Origin of the sequence: Superficieibacter sp. HKU1 (assembly GCF_029319185.1) — a bacterium.
In the GTDB taxonomy this organism is placed as follows: Bacteria; Pseudomonadota; Gammaproteobacteria; order Enterobacterales; family Enterobacteriaceae; genus Superficieibacter.
This window is the reverse complement of sequence record NZ_CP119754.1, coordinates 1307226-1325184: the sequence shown is the minus strand read 5'-3', so window position 1 is coordinate 1325184 and position 17959 is coordinate 1307226. Positions and strand designations below refer to the sequence as shown.

Here is a 17959-nt window from a genome sequence, read left to right as displayed (position 1 = left end):
CATAAATCATGAATAAAAATATTTTAAAAATTATATTCTGTGCAGGGCTGCTTGTTTTATCAGAAACCAGCTACTCTGGAGCATTTCATACTGATTCAGCTCAACGCGTAACATATTCTTATAATTTCAGCTCGTGGTCTATACCGGCTAATGTCGGGGGCAGTACGTGGTTTGATGACCACGGACTTTATGCCGTTGACATTGATGTAGAATATGACGGAAAGGGTTATGCAGATCTGACAATTAATGGTACCCCAACTGGTACCCTTAGCAGTGATGGCGCGACTGTTTATAAGACAAATAATCCAGGTGTAGGGATAGCCTATCAGCTGAACTATTCTACTCCGGGTTTATTTACGCCCAATTATGGTGTAATCGCGCCAAATACTATAACCATTACTTCGTCAAACGTGAGTGCAAACGGTTTTATGCATATTAAATATCAGCTTGTACGTTTGACAGAAAAGGTACCCGCAGGTCCGATAACTACCGTTCCCGACGTTATATTGAATTACCATAATCCGCCAGGAAGTGCGCAGAGTAATTTATCTTTCCTTGCGCTTTCTGGGGTTTCTGTACAACCTATGGTGACTTCCTGCGTTGTTGACGCGCCAACGGAAATAAAGCTACCAACTATTTATGGAACGGATATAGTAAACGGTGCGGTGAAACCAACGGACGCACCTGTTATCACGTTAAAAAATTGCCCTGGTGCAATTAACGGGATTAATTATGCATTTTCTGCTGTGTACGGTACGCATACGGCGTCTGAAGGTTTATTGAAAACAGTTGAAGGCGACGGATATGCTAAAGAAATATTTATTCAAATACAGCATCCAGACGGTACCGCCCATGCAGTTAATAAAGCTATTCCCATTGAGGGTTATGACGGTTCTGGTGATTATACCATTCCGAATTTCAGGGTGGCTTACTATATCGAAGATGCAAATAAAGTCACCGCAGGCAATGTCAAAACAGCAATAGAATTAAAAGTAACGTATAACTAACACTAAGGATGCAAAATGAAAATGGATAAAAAACTGGCCCTATTCACACTGTTCTGTGGAAGCTTATTTTCGGCAACCAGCTTCGCTGTTAATATTGATATTACCGGTAAAGTTGTTGCCTCACCTTGTGTTGTTAATGGCGGTCAAAATTCGCTGGCGGTCAACCTGGGCGATAATATTCAGGCAGATAGCCTGACCGCTGTCGGAAGTGCAACAAACTGGACAAACTTCACCCTGGCGCTTACCAGTTGCCCTCCCGCTACGACCTCTTTCAGTGTGGCATTTAGTGGTACGGCCGATGACGATATCGATTTTTATAAAAACACCGGTGATGCCACGAATCTGAAGCTTGAGCTGACAAGCCAGACGGGAGATAAGACGTTCAACAATGGTTCCAGTCTGGAAAACGTTGTTATCCCCACAGATACTCATGCCTATGATCTTCAGCTTCGCGCCCGCGCAGTGTCGAAAGGCAATGTCATGCCAGGCAGCATAACGGGTCAGGTGCAGGCAACGTTTACCTATCAGTAATACGGGAAGGCATAATGATGCATCAGGTCTTCAGATACATACCGGTAATGGCATGCATATGGGTTGCCGCCGCCTCTGCTGCGGATATTACACTCAGCGGAACCGTAGTGGCGGCATCATGTACGGTTGATACAGGAACAAAAGAACAGACGGTCAGATTCCAGCAGGCGCGTGCCGTCGACTACACCACCGTTGGTAATACCAGCGAATGGCAGGATGTTGACCTGACGCTCTCCGCCTGCCCACTATCAACCCGGCAGGTTACGGTGTCTTTCTCCGGTGATGCAGACGATATCGATCCGACAAAGTTTGCCAATATTCAGGGCGACGCGACGGGAATGGCGCTAGAGTTGATGAGCCGCGATCACCTGACGGAGATCCCGCCACAAGGTCAAATGACGGTTGATGTTGATCGGACAACGCGCGGCGCGGTATTTCCCCTTTCAGCCCGAATGTATACTCCAACCGGCAATGTCACCGCGGGGGAATTCAAGGCAGTGGTTCAATTTTCGTTTACCTATCAGTAAGCGCAGCGTTAAAAGCGGAACGCAGAGTCGTTCCGCTTTTAAAACGCTATCGGGCGATTACCGCTCCCAGTACGACTCTTCCAGACTGTCCTCCCGCTCCGGCAGGCCGCGCGTCAGGCGCGGAGAGTGCTGATTGAGCACCTGATAGCTGACGCGGTTAGCATATTTACACACCTGGGCCAGCGACGAGTAGGTCAGCCAGGTATATTTATGCTTGCTGGAGTTCGGCACATTATTGCGGTGATAATTATTGGCGGTGATATCGTGCAGCAATGCGGCCAGCGCGCCGTCGCCAGCCCCGTTGGTATTCATGATTTTCTCCGGGCCGCCCATATACGGGGCAATATGAGAGAAAATGCGCAGCGGATGAATACAATCTTTATGCCGCATTGCCCGGCTGAATTCGTACTGGTTAAATTCGGCAATCGCTCCCGGCAGCAGCGGATGCTGGGTTTTACGTTTGGCCTCATCCTCGGTAAAGCCCGCCATATATAAGCCGATGGGACCGGCGGTACACAGCACTAAATCAACCCAGTCCAGCGCCTTATCCGACGCCAGCAGCGGATCGCTAAGCCCGGTCAACGCCTCGGCCTCTTCTTCATTCATGGCAAGAATCGAGACGTGCTCTTTGAGGAACGCCTGCCACCACTCCGGGTTATCTGCAATCACAAATTTGGTGCCGAGCGTCAGCACTACCGGAACGTTATGCTTTTTAGCGTATTCGATGGCTTTCATGGTCGCCTCAGGCATCGGCTCGCCCGGCTTGCAGCGCACCAGGTAAGAGGTCAGTACCAGCGCGGAGGCACCGGCAATGACGGCTTCCGGCACGCTGTCGGCACGAAACTGGTTCATATGACCGGGGCTAATGGCGAATGTCCGTTCGCCGCTGTCGCTAATCAGCGTAAAGCAGCGGCCGATCGGCCCGTCCACGCCCTGCAAATAGTTGAGATCGGTACGGCTGGAGGTATTGCACAGATAGCGGTAGGCATAGCCGCCGATTTCAATGTTGCTGCACATCACGCCCAGTAAAACAGAACGATCATCGGCCAGTACCGAATAGTTGTGCATGGTGTTGCCAATCGTTCCGCCTGCAAACTGGTGGGTAATCAGATTGTCGCGCATCAGTTCCTGATACACCGCCTCGGCAACGTCATCGTCAATGACCAGCGAATGCCCGGCGCTGAGGCCGTAGCGCGCCACAAACGCATCATCGACTTTGGCTTCAATATCCACCAGCGTCTGATCGATACCGACAATCCACGAGGTGCCGGTTTCGCTTTCTGGTTGAATTTGTTGCAGAAGCGGATCGCGTGCGTTGACGGGGAAGTAGTGTTTGGACTTGCGTTTACCGGGAAATTTCATGAACGGGGTTCTGATAGCAGTGAACAGGCGGAGAATAGTAGCATACTCCCCGCCTGCGGCGCGATTAGCGATAAGGCCGGGTGATCTCGTCCATCATCGTAATATGATCTGCGGAATCATTGAGTGCCGGAATATATTCATATTTCTCGCCGCCCGCTTCGAGGAAAAACTCCCGGTTCTGCACCGCAATTTCTTCCAGCGTTTCGAGACAGTCGGCGGCGAAGCCAGGGCAGATCACCTGAATATGTTTTACGCCCTTCTCACCCAGCATTTTTAACGTTTCATCCGTATAGGGCGTCAGCCAGGGCTCGCGACCAAAGCGGGACTGGAAGGTCATCATCACTTTTTCCGGCGGCAGCTCCAGCGCGGACACCAGCTCGCGCGTAGTATCGCGGCAGCGCTGCGGATAGTCATCCCCTTCGTTAGCATAGCGCTGGGGAATGCCGTGATATGACAATAGCAGCAAGTCCGGTTCACCATGGGTAGCAAAAGACGCGCGCACGCTGTTTGCCAGCGCCTGAATATAGGCAGTGTCGTCGGCATAATCGCGGATCAGCGTCACGCCGGGCACCCGGCGACTCTTCGCCAGCAGACGTCCCAGTTCATCCCATACGGCAGCAACCGTTGAACAGGAATATTGCGGATAGAGCGGCAGCACCACGATATGATCGACATCGCTGGCCAGCAGTTCATCAACGGCGCTGGCAAGCGAAGGTTGGCCATAGCTCATTCCCAGCGCTACGGGGATGTCGGGCAGATGTTCAGCCAGCGCGCGCTGCTGTCGACGGCTGTAAACCATCAGCGGGGAGCCCTCTTCCATCCAGACCGACTGATAAAGTTTAGCCACGCGTGGCGAACGAATCGGTAAAATCACCCCGCGCAGCAGCGGCCACCACAACAGACGAGGTGTATCAACCACGCGTTTATCGCTTAAAAATTGTCGCAGGTAGCGTTTAACCGCACCCGCGGTCGGTGCATCGGGAGTGCCGAGGTTAGCCAGCAGGATACCAGTTTTCGTCTGACGCATTACCGCCTCTTATCCATTAAAACGGCTGATAATTGTAGCTGAAAAGCGCGGGAGAAGAACTAATTGCTGTGAAAGGTGAAACTCACCCGGTGCGGGCCGGGTGAGCTGTGCATTAACCGAGGATTTTTTCCAGTTCAGCACGTACATCGCTGACCGCTTTGGTGCCGTCAACTTTCGCGTATTGGGTGTTACCCGCCTGCGCTTCTTTCTGATAGTAGCCGATCAGCGGCGCGGTCATCTGATGGTATTCCACCAAGCGCTTACGCACGGTTTCTTCCTGATCGTCTTTACGGGTAGTCAGATCTTCGCCGGTAACATCATCTTTGCCTTCAACCTTCGGCGGATTGAATTTAACGTGGTATACGCGGCCTGATGCGGCATGGACGCGGCGGCCAATGATGCGATCGACAATCAGCTCGTCCGGTACATCGAATTCCAGCACGTAGTCAACGGCGATACCTGCGTCTTTCATCGCGTCGGCCTGCGGGATGGTGCGCGGGAAACCGTCAAGCAGGAAACCGTTGCGGCAGTCTTCCTGAGCGATACGTTCTTTAACCAGCGCGATCACCAGTTCGTCCGTCACCAGCTTGCCTGCGTCCATGATGTCTTTTGCCTGTTTGCCCAGTTCGCTACCGGATTTGACGGCGGCGCGCAGCATGTCACCGGTGGAGATTTGCGGAATGCCATATTTCTCCATGATGAACTGTGCCTGAGTTCCTTTACCTGCGCCCGGAGCGCCAAGCAGAATGATACGCATTACGAAAATCCCCTCAAAGGTTGTCATTTTTAAACAAAGCGCTAAACGATACCACCATCACGCTATTGGCTCAAGGAAGGGACAGGGGCTGAAACGGTTAATGGGGAAGAATAAGGGGAAAAGCAGCGGTATGGCGTCGCAATGCCCGGTGGCGCTGCGCTTACCGGGCCTACGAATGGCTGTACACACCCCAGGAAACCGTAGGCCCGGTAAGGCATATCCGCCACCGGGCATGATGACACCAAAACCGTAGGCCCGGTAAGGCGCAGCCGCCACCGGGCCTCACACTCCCGCTATCAGGAAACCAAAAGCTGGTTCATACGGCGGATAAACTGGTTTGGATCTTCCAGCGTACCGCGCTCGGCGAACAGCGCCTGATCGAGCAGCAGCTCAACCCACTCTTTAAACTGTCCTTCATCCTGGGTATCCGCGGTGCGTTTCACCAGCACGTGATCCGGGTTTAGTTCAAAGATGTATTTCACTTCCGGCACCGCCTGCCCCGCGGCGGCGAACAGTTTCGCCATCTGGGTGCTCATTTCGTCGTTGTCGGTGGTGACAATCGCTGGCGTATCGGTCAGACGATGCGTCAGACGCACCTCTTTCACGCGCTCGCCCAGCAGGGTTTTTACGCGCTCAACGAACGGCGTCAGCGCTTTTTCCGCTTCTTTCGCGCTTTCATCGACTTCATCCGCCAGTTTATCCAGCGATTCGTCGGCTTTCGACACAGACTGGAAGGATTTACCGTCGAACTCGGTCAGATAGTTCATCATCCACTCATCGATGCGATCGGAAAGCAGCAGCACTTCGATGCCTTTTTTACGCAGCAGCTCCAAATGCGGGCTGCTCTTCGCGGCCGCATAGCTGTCGGCGGTAATGTAGTAGATTTTCTCCTGTCCGTCTTTCATGCGCGACACATAGTCAGCCAGCGCCACGGTCTGCTCGGAAGAGTCGTTATGGGTGGAAGCAAAGCGCAGCAGTTTGGCAATCGCCTCCTGATTGGCCGTGTCTTCCGCCGGGCCTTCTTTCAGCACCAGGCCGAACTGTTTCCAGAAGGTCTGGTATTTTTCCGCATCGTCCTTCGCCAGTTTTTCCAGCATTTGCAGAACGCGTTTGGTCAGCGCGCTGCGCAGGTTACGGGTGACGGTGCTGTCCTGCAAAATCTCACGCGAAACGTTGAGCGGCAGGTCGCTGGAATCTATCAGGCCGCGCACGAAGCGCAGGTAGTTCGGCATAAACTGCTCGGCGTCGTCCATAATAAAGACGCGCTGAACGTACAGTTTCAGGCCGTGCTTATGATCGCGGTTCCACATGTCCCACGGTGCCTGCGACGGAATGTACAGCAGGCTGGTGTACTCCTGCTTCCCTTCCACGCGATTGTGGCTCCAGGTCAGCGGATCGGTAAAGTCATGGGCAATGTGTTTGTAAAACTCGGTGTATTCTTCGTCTTTGATTTCCGCGCGGTTGCGCGTCCACAGCGCCTGCGCTTTATTGATTTTTTCCCAGGAAACGATGGTTTCACCGTCTTTTTCTTCCTGTTTTTCAATCTCTACCGGCAGCGCGATATGATCGGAATATTTGCTGATAATCGAACGCACGCGCCAGTCGTCGAGGAATTCATCTTCACCTTCGCGCAGGCGCAGGGTGATTTCGGTGCCGCGATCGTCTTTCGTGATATCGGCAACGGTATATTCGCCTTCGCCAGCAGACTCCCAGAATACGCCGTTCTCAGCGCTATCGCCCGCCGCGCGGGTGCGCACGGTGACTTTATCCGCCACGATAAATGCGGAGTAGAAACCGACACCAAACTGGCCAATCAGCTGGCTGTCTTTGGCCTGGTCGGAGCCCATTGATTCAAGGAAGGATTTAGTCCCTGATTTGGCGATGGTGCCCAGATGGTCAACCACATCGTCACGGTTCATCCCCACGCCGTTGTCGGCAATGGTCAGGGTACGTTGTTCTTTATCGAACGAGACGCGCACACGCAGTTCACCGTCGCCTTCATACAGATCCGGGTTAGACAGCGCGCGAAAACGCAGTTTGTCAGCCGCATCCGAGGCGTTCGAGATAAGCTCACGCAGGAAGATCTCTTTATTGGAATAGAGCGAGTGGATCATCAGGTGCAGAAGCTGTTTTACTTCTGACTGAAAGCCGCGAGTTTCTTGTCCTTTCATCGTGTTCAACCTCAACAATACCGTTTATCAGGTAAAAAAAGTGATGAGGGTGAGATGGGGTTACGCCAGGAAAATTTCAAGCGGGAGCAAAAATTTCTGCTCCCGTTTGGTTAAAAACGAATCTTGTGACGACCCGCGAGGGAGTGTGACAGCGTGGTGCCATCGACCATTTCCAGCTCGCCGCCCACCGGCACGCCATGGGCGATACGGCTGGCGTCCACGCCGTACTGCGTGCAGAGTTCAGCGATGTAATTGGCGGTTGCCTCGCCTTCCACCGTCGGGTTGGTGGCAAGGATCACTTCCTTCAGCGTTTCACTTTCCAGACGCTGCTCAAGCCGGTCGAGACCAATATCCTGCGGGCCGATACCGTCCAGCGGCGACAGGTGTCCCATCAGGACGAAGTAGCGCCCGGAGAACTGCCCGGTCTGTTCAATGGCGTAGATGTCCGCCGGACTCTCCACCACGCAGATCTGGCCGTTTTCCTGACGACGTGGGTTCGCACAGATATTGCAGACTTCCTGCTCGGTGAAGGTGCGGCAATCGGCACAGTGGCCGATCTCCGACATTGCCTTCGTCAGCGACTGCGCCAGACGCATTCCACCGCTGCGATCCCGCTGCAACAGCGTAAACGCCATGCGCTGCGCCGACTTCGGGCCGACGCCCGGCAGGCAGCGCAGTGCTTCCATAAGCTGAGTTAACAGCGGACTGGTTTGCATCAGAACGGCAACTTCATACCCGGCGGCAGCTGCATGCCGGAGGAAACGGAGGCCATTTTCTCTTTCTGGGTTTCTTCGATACGACGCGCCGCATCGTTAAATGCCGCTGCGACCAGATCTTCCAGCATCTCTTTGTCGTCTTCCAGCAGGCTCGGATCGATTTCCACACGGCGGCAGTTATGCGCACCGTTAATGGTTACTTTCACCAGACCGGCACCGGATTCACCGGTCACTTCCAGCTGAGCGATTTCTTCCTGCATTTTTTGCATTTTTTCTTGCATCTGCTGGGCCTGTTTCATCAGATTACCCAGACCGCCTTTACCACCAAACATAGGCTTCTCTCTCATTAACGGTTGACGATCCTACGCATAGCGTACGATCAAATGGGGCGGATACTCTCTTCATCCAGATCCGCATCGAAGAAACGACGCAGCGTCTGGATATTATTATCCGCAATAATCGCCTCGCGCGCCTGCGCAAGTTTTTCTTCATAAATCGCCTGACGCCATTCCAGCGGCGTGCGGATTGTCGGATTATCATCTTCTATGATAGTCAGTTCAACCGGCTTACCATATAACGTTGTCATCGCCTCGATCAGTTTCTGCTGTGCGCCTGAGGAGTTGAGATGACGCTGGGCAGGACGCAGATGCAGACAAATAGCATCGCCGTTCTGCTCTTTCCAGGCGTTAAGCGCTACCTGCTCGACCAGCTTCGGCAGGTGAAGCTGTTTGACTTCTGCCGCCCACGGATCGCGTACCGTCGCTTCTTCCGCCAGTTTCTCGGCCAGTTCCGGCGTTTTTTCGTGCTCCAGGGCTTTTTTTAACGCTTTTGGCGTGGCGATGGCGTCTTTGACCGCCTCGCTTACCGGCGTCGTTGCCTTCCAGCGGTAGGCTTCTTTCTTCGCCGGCACCGCCTCCTGAGTCGCTTGCGCCGGACGCATCTGCAGCCGTTCGGAAACGGAAGCCAGTCTTTCCAGCGCAGCGTTATTCACCGGCCGCGCGCGGGAAGCGGCTGCCGGTTCATTCTTTTTTGGTTTGGTTACTCCCTGAGCGCGCTGCAGCTGGCTGCGGGCTGCCAGCACGCTGCTGGTAGCCTCGTTTTGCACCACCGGCGCGGCAGGCGCAGGCGCGGACTGATGCGGCACCTGCGTCGGCGTCAGGATAGCCGTCGGCGCGACCGGTGCAAACGACTGCTGAACCCCTTCCGGCTCCGGTAGCGGCATCTGCGGATGAAACGCCAGCGCCCGCAGGAGCGTCATTTCAACACCCATCCGCCGGTCAGGTGCATAAGGGAGTTCTTTACGACCAATCAATAGTGTCTGGTAATAGAGCTGAATATCCGTCGGCGGCACGGTGCGGGCTAATTCACGCATTCGCTGTTCAATGGCGGCCATGTCCGCTCCCAGCGCCGAAGGCGAAAGCTGAACCATCGCAATGCGATGCAGCAGGCTTTGCATTTCCACCAGCAGGGCGTCCCACTCAATCCCGCGTAGCGCAGCCTCATTGACCAGCGACATCACGCTCTCGCCGTTCGCCGTGACCAGCGCTTCAATCAGCGACAGCGCCTGATCGTCATCAAGCGTTCCCAGCATCGTGCTGACGGCGGCGGCGGTAAGCTGCCCGTCGCCGCTGGCAATCGCCTGATCGGTCAGGCTAAGCGCGTCGCGCAGGCTGCCATCTGCGGCACGCGATAAGAGCTGAAGCGCACGCGGTTCGTGGACAATCTTTTCTTCATTAAGAATGTGCTCAAGCTGGTGGCCGATCTGCTCAACGTCGAGCGCCTTGAGATGAAACTGCAGGCAGCGCGACAGGATCGTTACCGGCAGCTTCTGCGGATCGGTGGTCGCCAGCAGGAATTTCACGTGCGACGGCGGCTCTTCCAGCGTTTTCAACAGGGCGTTGAAGCTGTGGCGCGACAGCATGTGCACTTCATCGATCAGGTAGACTTTGAAGCGGCCGCGCGCGGGCGCGTACTGGACGTTATCCAGCAGGTCGCGGGTGTCTTCAACTTTGGTGCGTGAGGCGGCATCGATTTCAATTAAATCGACGAAGCGCCCCTGCTCAATTTCGCGGCAGTTATCGCACACGCCGCACGGCGTAGCGGTGATACCGGTTTCGCAGTTAAGCCCCTTCGCCAGCAAACGGGCGATAGAGGTTTTACCGACGCCGCGGGTGCCGGAAAAAAGGTATGCGTGATGAATACGCCCTAACGATAAGCCGTTTGCCAGGGCGGTCAGCACGTGTTCCTGGCCGACGACGTCAGCAAAGGTTTGTGGACGCCATTTGCGGGCTAAGACCTGATAACTCATTGGCTGGCTCTGACGCTGGAAGGTGGATTCATGAAGGGGTAATGCTATCACAACCTCACCCATTGAGCGAGGTTGTGGATCAGGGGATTAATGCCCCGGGAAGGAGACCAGGCTGTAGCTGGTGATACCCTGTTTTTCCAGGCGCTGCTCGCCGCCCAGATCGAACAGGTTAATGATGAACGCGGCGTCGGTTACTTCACCACCCAGGCGGCGAATCAGCTTAACGGTCGCTTCAATGGTGCCGCCGGTAGCGAGAAGATCGTCAACCACCAGCACTTTGTCGCCCGGCTGGATCGCATCAACGTGGATCTCCAGTTGATCGGTACCGTATTCCAGCTCATAGCTTTCGGCGATAGTTTCACGCGGCAACTTACGCGGCTTACGCACCGGTACAAAGCCGACGTTAAGAGCCAGTGCAACCGGCGCACCAAACAGGAAACCGCGCGCTTCAGTTCCAACGACTTTAGTGATCCCGGCGTCTTTATAACGCTCAACCAGCAATTCGATACTGAGCGCATACGCTTTAGGATCTTCCATCAAGCTGGTGACATCACGGAAAAGGATGCCAGGCTTTGGATAATCCTGGATACTTTTAATGCTGTTTTTCAGAAATTCAAGCTGCTGTGCAGTTGCGGTCATAGATATATGCCTGATTAATACGGTGTTACTCACCGCGCAGCCGAAAGAGATCAAAAGAAACATTTGTTTAACCTTTGACCAGGCGCGCGCGTGCTCGAAAACGGTCGAATTTACTGGCTGTGCCGGACAATTGCAACAGCGATTATTGCCCTTCAGTGCTTTTGTTGTTTTGCATCAACCACCGGGATCCGCCACATAAAAATTAACAGGCAGCTTAAAATCACCAGCAGCAGGATGCGCACCCATAACATCTTCACCAGCCACAGTGAGAGGGCGAAGGTCAGCAGGATCATGATAATCGCCCGCGGTTTCGCCCCCGGCGGCATCGCGCGATAGGTTTGCCAGTGGCGCAAATAGCCGCCAAACCACGACCGATATAAAAGCCAGTGGTGAAAGCGTGGCGATGAACGCGCAAAGCACCAGGCCGCGAGTAAAATAAATGGCGTGGTCGGCAACAGCGGCAAAAACACGCCGAGCGTACCGAGGACTACCGCCAGCCAGCCAATGATGAGTAGAATAGTGCGTCGCATAGTACGAATCGTTACGTAACTGAACGGCTAATGTAACATAGCTGTTGTAATTTACAGGAGAGAATGCGGTGAAAACCACCCGGCTACTGCATATTCTGCATCAACAGCTTGAAGAACTCCGCACCCGCGTTGCGCCACTGGCGCACTATGCCACGCTGAGCGCCCGCTTCGATCGGCATCTGTTTAAAACCCGCAGTACGTTATTACAGGCTTGCGTTGATGAAGCGCAGGGGCACTATGATGAATTGTGTCAGGCGGTGGAGCGGAAGCAACTCCCGCAGGTCGCCTGGCTGGCGGAGCATCTGAGCGCACAGATTGAGGCCATTACGCGGGAAACCACGAGCTGGTCGCTGCGCGGCTGGGATAACGGCTCTGCCGGTATTACGAAATGGCAGCGTAAGCGGCTTCAGCATCAGGAGTTTGAACGCCGTCTGATTGAGATGAAAGCGCAGCGTGTTCAGCAGCATGCGCAGGCGGCATCGCTTGCCGATCAGCAGCGTCTGGCGCGCGAGATTGATGCGTTTTCCGGGCGGCTCGAACGCTGCCAACGCGCGCTGGCCGATATCGAACGGGTACTGGCACAGCTGACCCGCTGATTTACAGGAGAGAGAATGTCACTGGAAAACGCCCCTGACGACGTAAAACTGGCCGTCGATTTGATTATGCTGCTGGAGGAACATGCGATAGCGCCGGAAACGGTGTTAAAGGCGCTGGCGATTGTGCAGCGCGATTTTGAAAAGAAAATCACGCCGTCGGCGGGAGTCAGTAAAGAATAATGCGCCGTTGATGCTGGAGAACGGTTGTGTCTGGCACAAATAATGCCGGGTGGCGGCTTCGCCTTACCCGGCCTACGACATACACATTATCAACGTGTTACCCATAATCCAGGCCCGCACAAGCGCAGCGCCGCCGGGCATGATCGCTAAATCAGCCTTCACCATTTAACGCGGTACCGGTGCCGGATCGTCGCCCTGCACCTCACGCTTCACTTCCAGATGCTCATCGCCCTTCTCATTACGCAGGTGTACCTCGAGCTGATTAAAGGCGATGTTGATATCGTTCTCACGGCACAGCCTGTCGATTGAGCGATTGATCTCATCTACCGTATAGCTACGATCGCGCAGTTCACGCACATAGAGACGCAGTTCGTGATCGAGGGTACTGGCACCAAACGTGGTAAAGAAAACCGATGGTTCGGGATCGTGCATCACTTTCGGGTGATCTTTTGCCGCTTTCAGCAGCACCTCTTTCACTTTATCGAGATCCGAGCCGTAAGCTACACCAATTTTAATCACCACGCGGGTCACGGTATCGGAAAGTGACCAGTTAATAAGCCGCTCCGTTACGAATGCTTTATTGGGGATAATGACTTCTTTACGATCGAAGTCGGTGATCGTAGTAGCACGAATACGAATTTTACTGACCGATCCGGAAAACGTGCCAATGGTGACCGTATCGCCAATCCGTACCGGACGTTCAAACAGAATGATCAGGCCCGAGACGAAGTTACCGAATATCTCCTGCAAGCCAAAACCGAGACCAACCGACAACGCCGCCGCCAGCCATTGCAGTTTATCCCACGAGACGCCGAGCGACCCGAAGACGGTCATCGTGCCGACCACCAGAATGGCGTAGTTCAGCACCGTGGTGATGGCGTAAGAAGCCCCCTGGCGCATATTCAGCCGCGAAAGCACCAGCACCTCCAGCAGGCCTGGCAGGTTGCGGATCAGCGCCCAGGCAACCATTGCCGCGACCAGGGCAAACAGCAGGCTCCCCATGGTGACGTTCTTAATCACGCTGACGCCCGCCTCGCTGACGTTGTAGTGCCACAGCGTGATACTGTCCAGATAGGTAAATACGGTGATCAAATCAGACCAGATAGTCCAGAATACCACCGCAAACAGCGCGAGCATCAGCAGCATGGTGATACGCAACGTTTGCTGGCTCACCTGCTCCAGCGCCATCGCCGGTGCATCCTGCGGCTCAGCGCCTTCGGCGCCCTCTTTAATCATATGCTGGCGTCGGGCCAGCGCACGCCGCCAGGCAATGCGCCGCGCCGCCACGCTCAATCCGCGCAGGACCGTCTGGTAAAGTAAATTCCAGACGATGACCAGATACACGGTTTCAATCCAGCGACCGGCAAGGCGCAGCGTAGTATAAAAGTACCCCGTCGCCGTCAGCACAATAAGCGCAACAGGCACAATCGATAACACCGTTATGGTGACCAGGCGAATGCCGCGCGACTCTTTATCCCGCCAGCTGTCGACAAAAACCGGCCAGGTCAGGATGATGATTACCAGCAGGTTAAGGAAAATCACCAGTTGCCCCAGCACATCATCCATCAGATGAAGCGGAGAAAGTTCGGAAACCACCGACCAGAAATGGAGCGGCAGTAGCGCCAGGCTGATGCGGACAATTTGCCGACGCCAGTGGCCGGTAAGCTGCGCGGGCATCGTAAAGTGGCGAATAGCCACACCGTCCTTTTCCAGCACTTTCCAGCACAGCCCGAAGACCAGCCAGAACATAGCGAGTTTTTTACTGAACGCCCACAGGATGTCGCTGATGCTAAGCTGCATCGTCAGCAGAATCAGCCCCAGCGCGAGAATGATCAGGCAAACGGGCAAGGCGCGGATCAGGTCAATCAGAATGGCTTTTGGCGTATGCAGTTGACTGTCATGACGCAACTGACCGACTTCGGAGGCCAGTTTTGCCTGCCGCGCCTTTAGCCATTGCAGACGCCAGCGGATAAGTCCCGCCATCAGCAATAACGGCAGCCCCGCCAGAAAAGCAATGAATACGGCGGGCCAGGCTTTTTCCCAGTTCACCGTAATCTTTATGGAAGTAAACTGATCGCGAACCGCTTTTGGAAAGGCTTTTAGCCATTCCCAGTCCATCGGTTTGTTACTGTTGACCCAAAAAATTTGCTGGGTAAGGATGTCTTTCAAACTTTTGGACACGCTCATTAACTGCTGCTGATTAATTTGCAGGTTAATGGCCATCATCAGATGGTTACCAAGCTGTTTATTAAGCTGATCCAGCAGCTCGCGGCGCATATCCACTACCTGCAACAGCGCGTCGTGAACGTCAGCATCCGTCTCTTTTTCATGGCCCTCTTCGAGCTTAGCCACGAAAACATCACTCTGGAAAAGCGCATCGCGCTGCTGGTTGACATTAAATTGCTCAAGACGCAGATCCGCAATACGGTTGGTCATGTCTTCCAGCTCGTCGGCAGACGGCAAGGTTTGCTGTTGCTGATACAAAATACGCGATAACAACAGGCTGCCCTTAAGAACGGCAATCTGCTCTTTAATATTGCGTTCGGACTGAAGCGCGCGATCCAGCCAGTTTTTGACTTTGATATTCTGCTGAACCAGATCATTGCCACTTTGCGTGGCCTGAATTAATCGTTCGCTGAGCTGATGATTTACGTCCAGCTCCTGTTTCACCAGCGGATTGGCCTGAATACGGGCGGTCTCATCCGGAGATACGGCTTGCTGAGCGGTCTTTTCAGTCAGACTCAGGCGTTTACTGTTAACGGCTTCCTGTAAAAGCTGCAGCTGATGTTCCAGGCGGTTACTGTTGGCGGTGACATAGTCACGCTGTTTTTGCAGCATATCCTGGAGAACGGTATTGCCTTCCAGACTTTTACGCTGCTGATCGATTTGCGCGTTAAGCAGAGCCTGTTGCGCAGCCAGTAAGGTTTGCTGCGAGGGACGCAACGCGCCTTCGCCGGAGGCATTCAGATGATTACGCACCTGCTGAAGCTGTTGCGACGCCGTAAACATCGCGTTTTGCACACGCTCCGGCTGCGTTTGTAGCGACACTAACTGGCTGTTATAACTGGCCAGGTCGTTTTGTGCCGTCTGCAAATCGTCCAGCGTCTGCGCAACCCGCGCTTCAAGCTGACGCAACGAGAGCGCCGACAGGGTTTTGCGCGTTTCATCATCGCTGTCTTTATCGCCCAGCGCGTTCAGGCCGTCGGTTGCCTGGCGCATTTTTTCAGGAGCCTGCGCAATCCGCTGACGAAACTGGGTCATTTCGTCTTTAATGCGTTCGATTTTATCAAGCGCCTGAAGTGTCTCAGTAAGATCCTGCTGAACGAGTTTATCCTGTGCGGAGAGATCTTTTTGCTTATTAAGGGCCGTTAACTGCGACTGAAGTTCAGCACGATCATTGATATCGCCTGTCGGCTGGGCGCGAGCCTGAACCGGTGAAAAACTGCCGAGGAAAAGTATCCAGGCCAGCAAAAACAGGCCGACAGATTTCCGTAAATTTACGTTGCGTAGCATAGTATTAGCGTGAGTAATTAATAGACCGGATCCACCGGGGATGGTTGCGGACGAAGAATATCACGGCTCAGGAAAGCAAAGTAGTATCCCCTGGGGAAATCATGGTTTTAAGGGATGCGGCGCGCACAGGCTGGGGCAGCGCTGATACATTTCTAATAAAATTGCCACGAATTCACGGGCTTCATTTTTGAGATCAAAGGATTCCGGCGCAAATAGCCAGTTTTCCATAATGCCGGAGATATAACAGCGCATCAGAATAGCGGCGCGCCGAGTAAGCAGATCCTCAGGTAGCATTTTTGATTCAATACAGCGATTTAGCGCTTGTTCTATCCGATCGTAGCTCTCCAGGCAAAGGCTGCGTTGCGCTTGCTGAACGACCGCCATTTCCCCCACAAACTCACATTTGTGAAAGATAATCTCCATCATCAGGCGTCGCCGCTCCACCATGACTGTCGCTTCAAGGACATAAATTAATATTTCTCGTAACACTGACAGTGGATCGTCGGGGAATTTTGCCTGATACTCAATCTCAAGGTCGGCGATGCTGGATTCTGACAGCTCCCATATCTCACTAAAGAGTTCTGACTTGTTTTTGAAATGCCAGTAGATAGCGCCGCGCGTTACCCCGGCTGATTTGGCAATATCAGCCAGCGAGGTTGCTGAAACCCCCTGCTGAGAAAACAGACGCATCGCCACATCCAGAATATGCTGGCGTGTTGCAAGTGCTTGTTGTTTGGTTTTTCGTGCCATAAGCAGGTGAATTTACAGAGATCAGATTTACATACATTTATGAATGTATGTACCATAGCACGACGATAATAGAAACGCAGCAATGGGTTAATGAGCGATAGCGCCATTGATCAATTTGAAATCGGACACTTGAGGTTTACTTATGAACAAAAACAGAGGGTTTACGCCTCTGGCGGTCGTTCTGATGCTTTCAGGCAGCTTAGCGCTAACAGGATGTGACGATAAACAGGAGCAACAAGGAGCACAGCAGATGCCGGAAGTCGGTATCGTCACGCTCAAATCTGAACCTCTTCAAATGACTACCGAGTTGCCCGGCCGCACCAGCGCTTTTCGCATTGCGGAAGTTCGCCCTCAGGTTAGCGGTATTATCCTGAAACGTAATTTTACAGAAGGCAGCGACGTTAAAGCAGGTGTCTCGCTTTATCAGATTGATCCGGCCACCTATCAGGCATCCTATGAAAGCGCAAAAGGTGATTTAGCGAAGGCAGAAGCCGCCGCGAAAATTGCTCAGGTGACGCTGAATCGTTACCAGAAACTGATCGGTACGCAATATATCAGTAAGCAGGATTACGACACGGCGCAGGCGGATTACCAGCAGGCGAATGCCGCCGCCATTGCTGCAAAAGCCGCAGTTGAAACCGCGCGTATTAACCTCGCCTATACCAAAGTAACCTCGCCTATCAGCGGTCGTATCGGTAAATCGTCCGTGACCGAAGGTGCGCTGGTGCAGAGCGGGCAAACCAATGCGCTGGCCACCGTTCAGCAACTGGACCCGATTTACGTCGACGTGACGCAGTCGAGCGATGATTTCCTGCGTTTACGTCAGGAAATGGCCAACGGCACGCTGAAGCAGGAAAACGGTAAAGCGAAGGTTGAAGTCATCGGTAACGACGGCAAAGCCTATGCGCAGAGCGGTACGCTGGAATTTTCTGATGTGACGGTCGATCAGACGACGGGCTCCATCACTCTGCGTGCGGTGATCCCTAACCCTGACAATGCATTACTGCCGGGCATGTTTGTCCGCGCACGTCTTGAAGAAGGGACTAACCCGAATGCGCTGCTGGTTCCACAGCAGGGCGTAACCCGTACCCCGCGCGGCGATGCCACCGCTATGGTGGTTGGTGAAGGCGACAAAGTTGAAGTTCGCCAGATCAAAACCTCCCAGGCGATTGGCGACAAATGGCTGGTGACGGACGGGTTGAAAACCGGTGACCGCGTGATTGTGACAGGTCTGCAAAAAGTGCGTCCGGGCGCTCAGGTTAAAGCCCAGGAAGTCACTTCTGACAAAAAAGAGCAAGCGCCAGCCGCTGGCCAGTCAGAGCAAACTCAGTCTTAACTTAAACAG

Annotated in this window: 17 protein-coding genes and 1 other annotated feature; of the genes, 6 read left to right on the top strand and 11 right to left on the bottom strand. The window is 53.8% G+C overall.

Translation table 11 applies throughout. The features are described from left to right. The first annotated feature begins 8 nt into the window (after positions 1-8). Genes P0H77_RS06355 through P0H77_RS06345 form a run of 3 tightly spaced genes read left to right on the top strand, consistent with a single transcriptional unit; the run spans position 9 to position 2065 of the window. Entirely contained in the window at positions 9-1007 is a 999-nt protein-coding gene (locus P0H77_RS06355) for a fimbrial protein (protein ID WP_276164071.1), read from the top strand. A 15-nt stretch (positions 1008-1022) separates the two neighbouring features. Further along, on the top strand, positions 1023-1538 hold the full coding sequence (locus P0H77_RS06350) for a fimbrial protein (RefSeq protein WP_276164070.1): 516 nt from the start codon (positions 1023-1025) through the stop codon (positions 1536-1538). 14 nt (positions 1539-1552) lie between these two features. Next, the gene (locus P0H77_RS06345) at positions 1553-2065 is read left to right on the top strand and encodes a fimbrial protein (protein ID WP_276164069.1); all 513 of its coding nucleotides are present in this window, start codon (positions 1553-1555) and stop codon (positions 2063-2065) included. A 57-nt stretch (positions 2066-2122) separates the two neighbouring features. Here P0H77_RS06345 and P0H77_RS06340 read toward each other — a convergent pair whose 3' ends face one another. The 9 genes from P0H77_RS06340 to P0H77_RS06300 form a co-directional block, all read right to left on the bottom strand. Further along, entirely contained in the window at positions 2123-3427 is a 1305-nt protein-coding gene (locus P0H77_RS06340; protein WP_276164068.1) for an inosine/guanosine kinase, read from the bottom strand. A 64-nt stretch (positions 3428-3491) separates the two neighbouring features. Next, positions 3492-4454 carry a ferrochelatase gene (gene hemH / locus P0H77_RS06335; protein ID WP_276164067.1) on the bottom strand — a complete coding sequence of 321 codons (963 nt, stop codon included), beginning with the start codon at positions 4452-4454 and terminating at the stop codon, positions 3492-3494. A gap of 112 nt (positions 4455-4566) precedes the next feature. Next, positions 4567-5211: an adenylate kinase gene (adk, locus tag P0H77_RS06330; RefSeq protein WP_276164066.1), complete on the bottom strand. Its 645-nt coding sequence runs from the start codon at positions 5209-5211 to the stop codon at positions 4567-4569. 296 nt (positions 5212-5507) lie between these two features. After that, positions 5508-7382, bottom strand: a complete 1875-nt coding sequence (gene htpG, locus P0H77_RS06325) for a molecular chaperone HtpG (RefSeq protein WP_276164065.1) — start codon at positions 7380-7382, stop codon at positions 5508-5510. A gap of 110 nt (positions 7383-7492) precedes the next feature. Next, the gene (gene recR, locus P0H77_RS06320; RefSeq protein WP_276164064.1) at positions 7493-8098 is read right to left on the bottom strand and encodes a recombination mediator RecR; all 606 of its coding nucleotides are present in this window, start codon (positions 8096-8098) and stop codon (positions 7493-7495) included. Then, on the bottom strand, positions 8098-8430 hold the full coding sequence (locus P0H77_RS06315) for a YbaB/EbfC family nucleoid-associated protein (RefSeq protein ID WP_276164063.1): 333 nt from the start codon (positions 8428-8430) through the stop codon (positions 8098-8100). Before P0H77_RS06315 ends, recR begins: the two co-directional genes overlap by 1 nt. A 47-nt stretch (positions 8431-8477) precedes the next feature. Beyond that, complete coding sequence (gene dnaX, locus P0H77_RS06310; protein WP_276165060.1) at positions 8478-10406, bottom strand: DNA polymerase III subunit gamma/tau; 1929 nt, start codon at positions 10404-10406, stop codon at positions 8478-8480. Continuing rightward, positions 9084-9148, bottom strand: a sequence feature (DnaX frameshifting element). (Overlaps the previous gene by 65 nt.) 87 nt (positions 10407-10493) lie before the next feature. After that, positions 10494-11045, bottom strand: coding sequence for an adenine phosphoribosyltransferase (gene apt, locus P0H77_RS06305; RefSeq protein WP_276164062.1), 552 nt, complete (start codon positions 11043-11045; stop codon positions 10494-10496). Between the two features lie 152 nt (positions 11046-11197). Then, positions 11198-11575, bottom strand: coding sequence for a DUF454 family protein (locus P0H77_RS06300; RefSeq protein ID WP_276164061.1), 378 nt, complete (start codon positions 11573-11575; stop codon positions 11198-11200). A 68-nt stretch (positions 11576-11643) separates the two neighbouring features. On the opposite strand from P0H77_RS06300, the gene priC reads away from it, so the two are divergent. Both priC and rsmS read left to right on the top strand, forming a co-directional pair. Continuing rightward, on the top strand, positions 11644-12171 hold the full coding sequence (priC, locus tag P0H77_RS06295) for a primosomal replication protein N'' (RefSeq protein WP_276164060.1): 528 nt from the start codon (positions 11644-11646) through the stop codon (positions 12169-12171). Positions 12172-12186: 15 nt separating this feature from the next. Continuing rightward, positions 12187-12351, top strand: a complete 165-nt coding sequence (gene rsmS, locus P0H77_RS06290) for a pleiotropic regulatory protein RsmS (RefSeq protein ID WP_276164059.1) — start codon at positions 12187-12189, stop codon at positions 12349-12351. A 165-nt stretch (positions 12352-12516) separates the two neighbouring features. Here rsmS and mscK read toward each other — a convergent pair whose 3' ends face one another. Together mscK and acrR are read right to left on the bottom strand one after the other, a co-directional pair. Next, positions 12517-15864: a mechanosensitive channel MscK gene (mscK, locus tag P0H77_RS06285; RefSeq protein ID WP_276164058.1), complete on the bottom strand. Its 3348-nt coding sequence runs from the start codon at positions 15862-15864 to the stop codon at positions 12517-12519. A 99-nt stretch (positions 15865-15963) separates the two neighbouring features. Next, positions 15964-16614 (bottom strand): multidrug efflux transporter transcriptional repressor AcrR, encoded by a 651-nt coding sequence (gene acrR, locus P0H77_RS06280; protein ID WP_276164057.1) that lies wholly within the window; start codon positions 16612-16614, stop codon positions 15964-15966. A 142-nt stretch (positions 16615-16756) separates the two neighbouring features. Here acrR and acrA point away from each other — a divergent pair, with 142 nt between their 5' ends. Next, positions 16757-17950, top strand: a complete 1194-nt coding sequence (gene acrA / locus P0H77_RS06275; protein WP_276164056.1) for a multidrug efflux RND transporter periplasmic adaptor subunit AcrA — start codon at positions 16757-16759, stop codon at positions 17948-17950. The last annotated feature ends 9 nt before the right edge of the window (positions 17951-17959 follow it).

Excerpts from the sequence above, each read along its gene's own strand:
- P0H77_RS06355 (WP_276164071.1), top strand. The coding sequence starts at position 9 with ATGAATAAAAATATTTTAAAAATTATATTCTGTGCAGGGCTGCTTGTT.
- P0H77_RS06350 (WP_276164070.1), top strand. The coding sequence starts at position 1,023 with ATGAAAATGGATAAAAAACTGGCCCTATTCACACTGTTCTGTGGAAGC.
- P0H77_RS06345 (WP_276164069.1), top strand. The coding sequence starts at position 1,553 with ATGATGCATCAGGTCTTCAGATACATACCGGTAATGGCATGCATATGG.
- P0H77_RS06340 (WP_276164068.1), bottom strand. The coding sequence starts at position 3,427 with ATGAAATTTCCCGGTAAACGCAAGTCCAAACACTACTTCCCCGTCAAC.
- hemH (WP_276164067.1), bottom strand. The coding sequence starts at position 4,454 with ATGCGTCAGACGAAAACTGGTATCCTGCTGGCTAACCTCGGCACTCCC.
- adk (WP_276164066.1), bottom strand. The coding sequence starts at position 5,211 with ATGCGTATCATTCTGCTTGGCGCTCCGGGCGCAGGTAAAGGAACTCAG.
- htpG (WP_276164065.1), bottom strand. The coding sequence starts at position 7,382 with ATGAAAGGACAAGAAACTCGCGGCTTTCAGTCAGAAGTAAAACAGCTT.
- recR (WP_276164064.1), bottom strand. The coding sequence starts at position 8,098 with ATGCAAACCAGTCCGCTGTTAACTCAGCTTATGGAAGCACTGCGCTGC.
- P0H77_RS06315 (WP_276164063.1), bottom strand. The coding sequence starts at position 8,430 with ATGTTTGGTGGTAAAGGCGGTCTGGGTAATCTGATGAAACAGGCCCAG.
- dnaX (WP_276165060.1), bottom strand. The coding sequence starts at position 10,406 with ATGAGTTATCAGGTCTTAGCCCGCAAATGGCGTCCACAAACCTTTGCT.
- apt (WP_276164062.1), bottom strand. The coding sequence starts at position 11,045 with ATGACCGCAACTGCACAGCAGCTTGAATTTCTGAAAAACAGCATTAAA.
- P0H77_RS06300 (WP_276164061.1), bottom strand. The coding sequence starts at position 11,575 with ATGCGACGCACTATTCTACTCATCATTGGCTGGCTGGCGGTAGTCCTC.
- rsmS (WP_276164059.1), top strand. The coding sequence starts at position 12,187 with ATGTCACTGGAAAACGCCCCTGACGACGTAAAACTGGCCGTCGATTTG.
- mscK (WP_276164058.1), bottom strand. The coding sequence starts at position 15,864 with ATGCTACGCAACGTAAATTTACGGAAATCTGTCGGCCTGTTTTTGCTG.
- acrR (WP_276164057.1), bottom strand. The coding sequence starts at position 16,614 with ATGGCACGAAAAACCAAACAACAAGCACTTGCAACACGCCAGCATATT.
- acrA (WP_276164056.1), top strand. The coding sequence starts at position 16,757 with ATGAACAAAAACAGAGGGTTTACGCCTCTGGCGGTCGTTCTGATGCTT.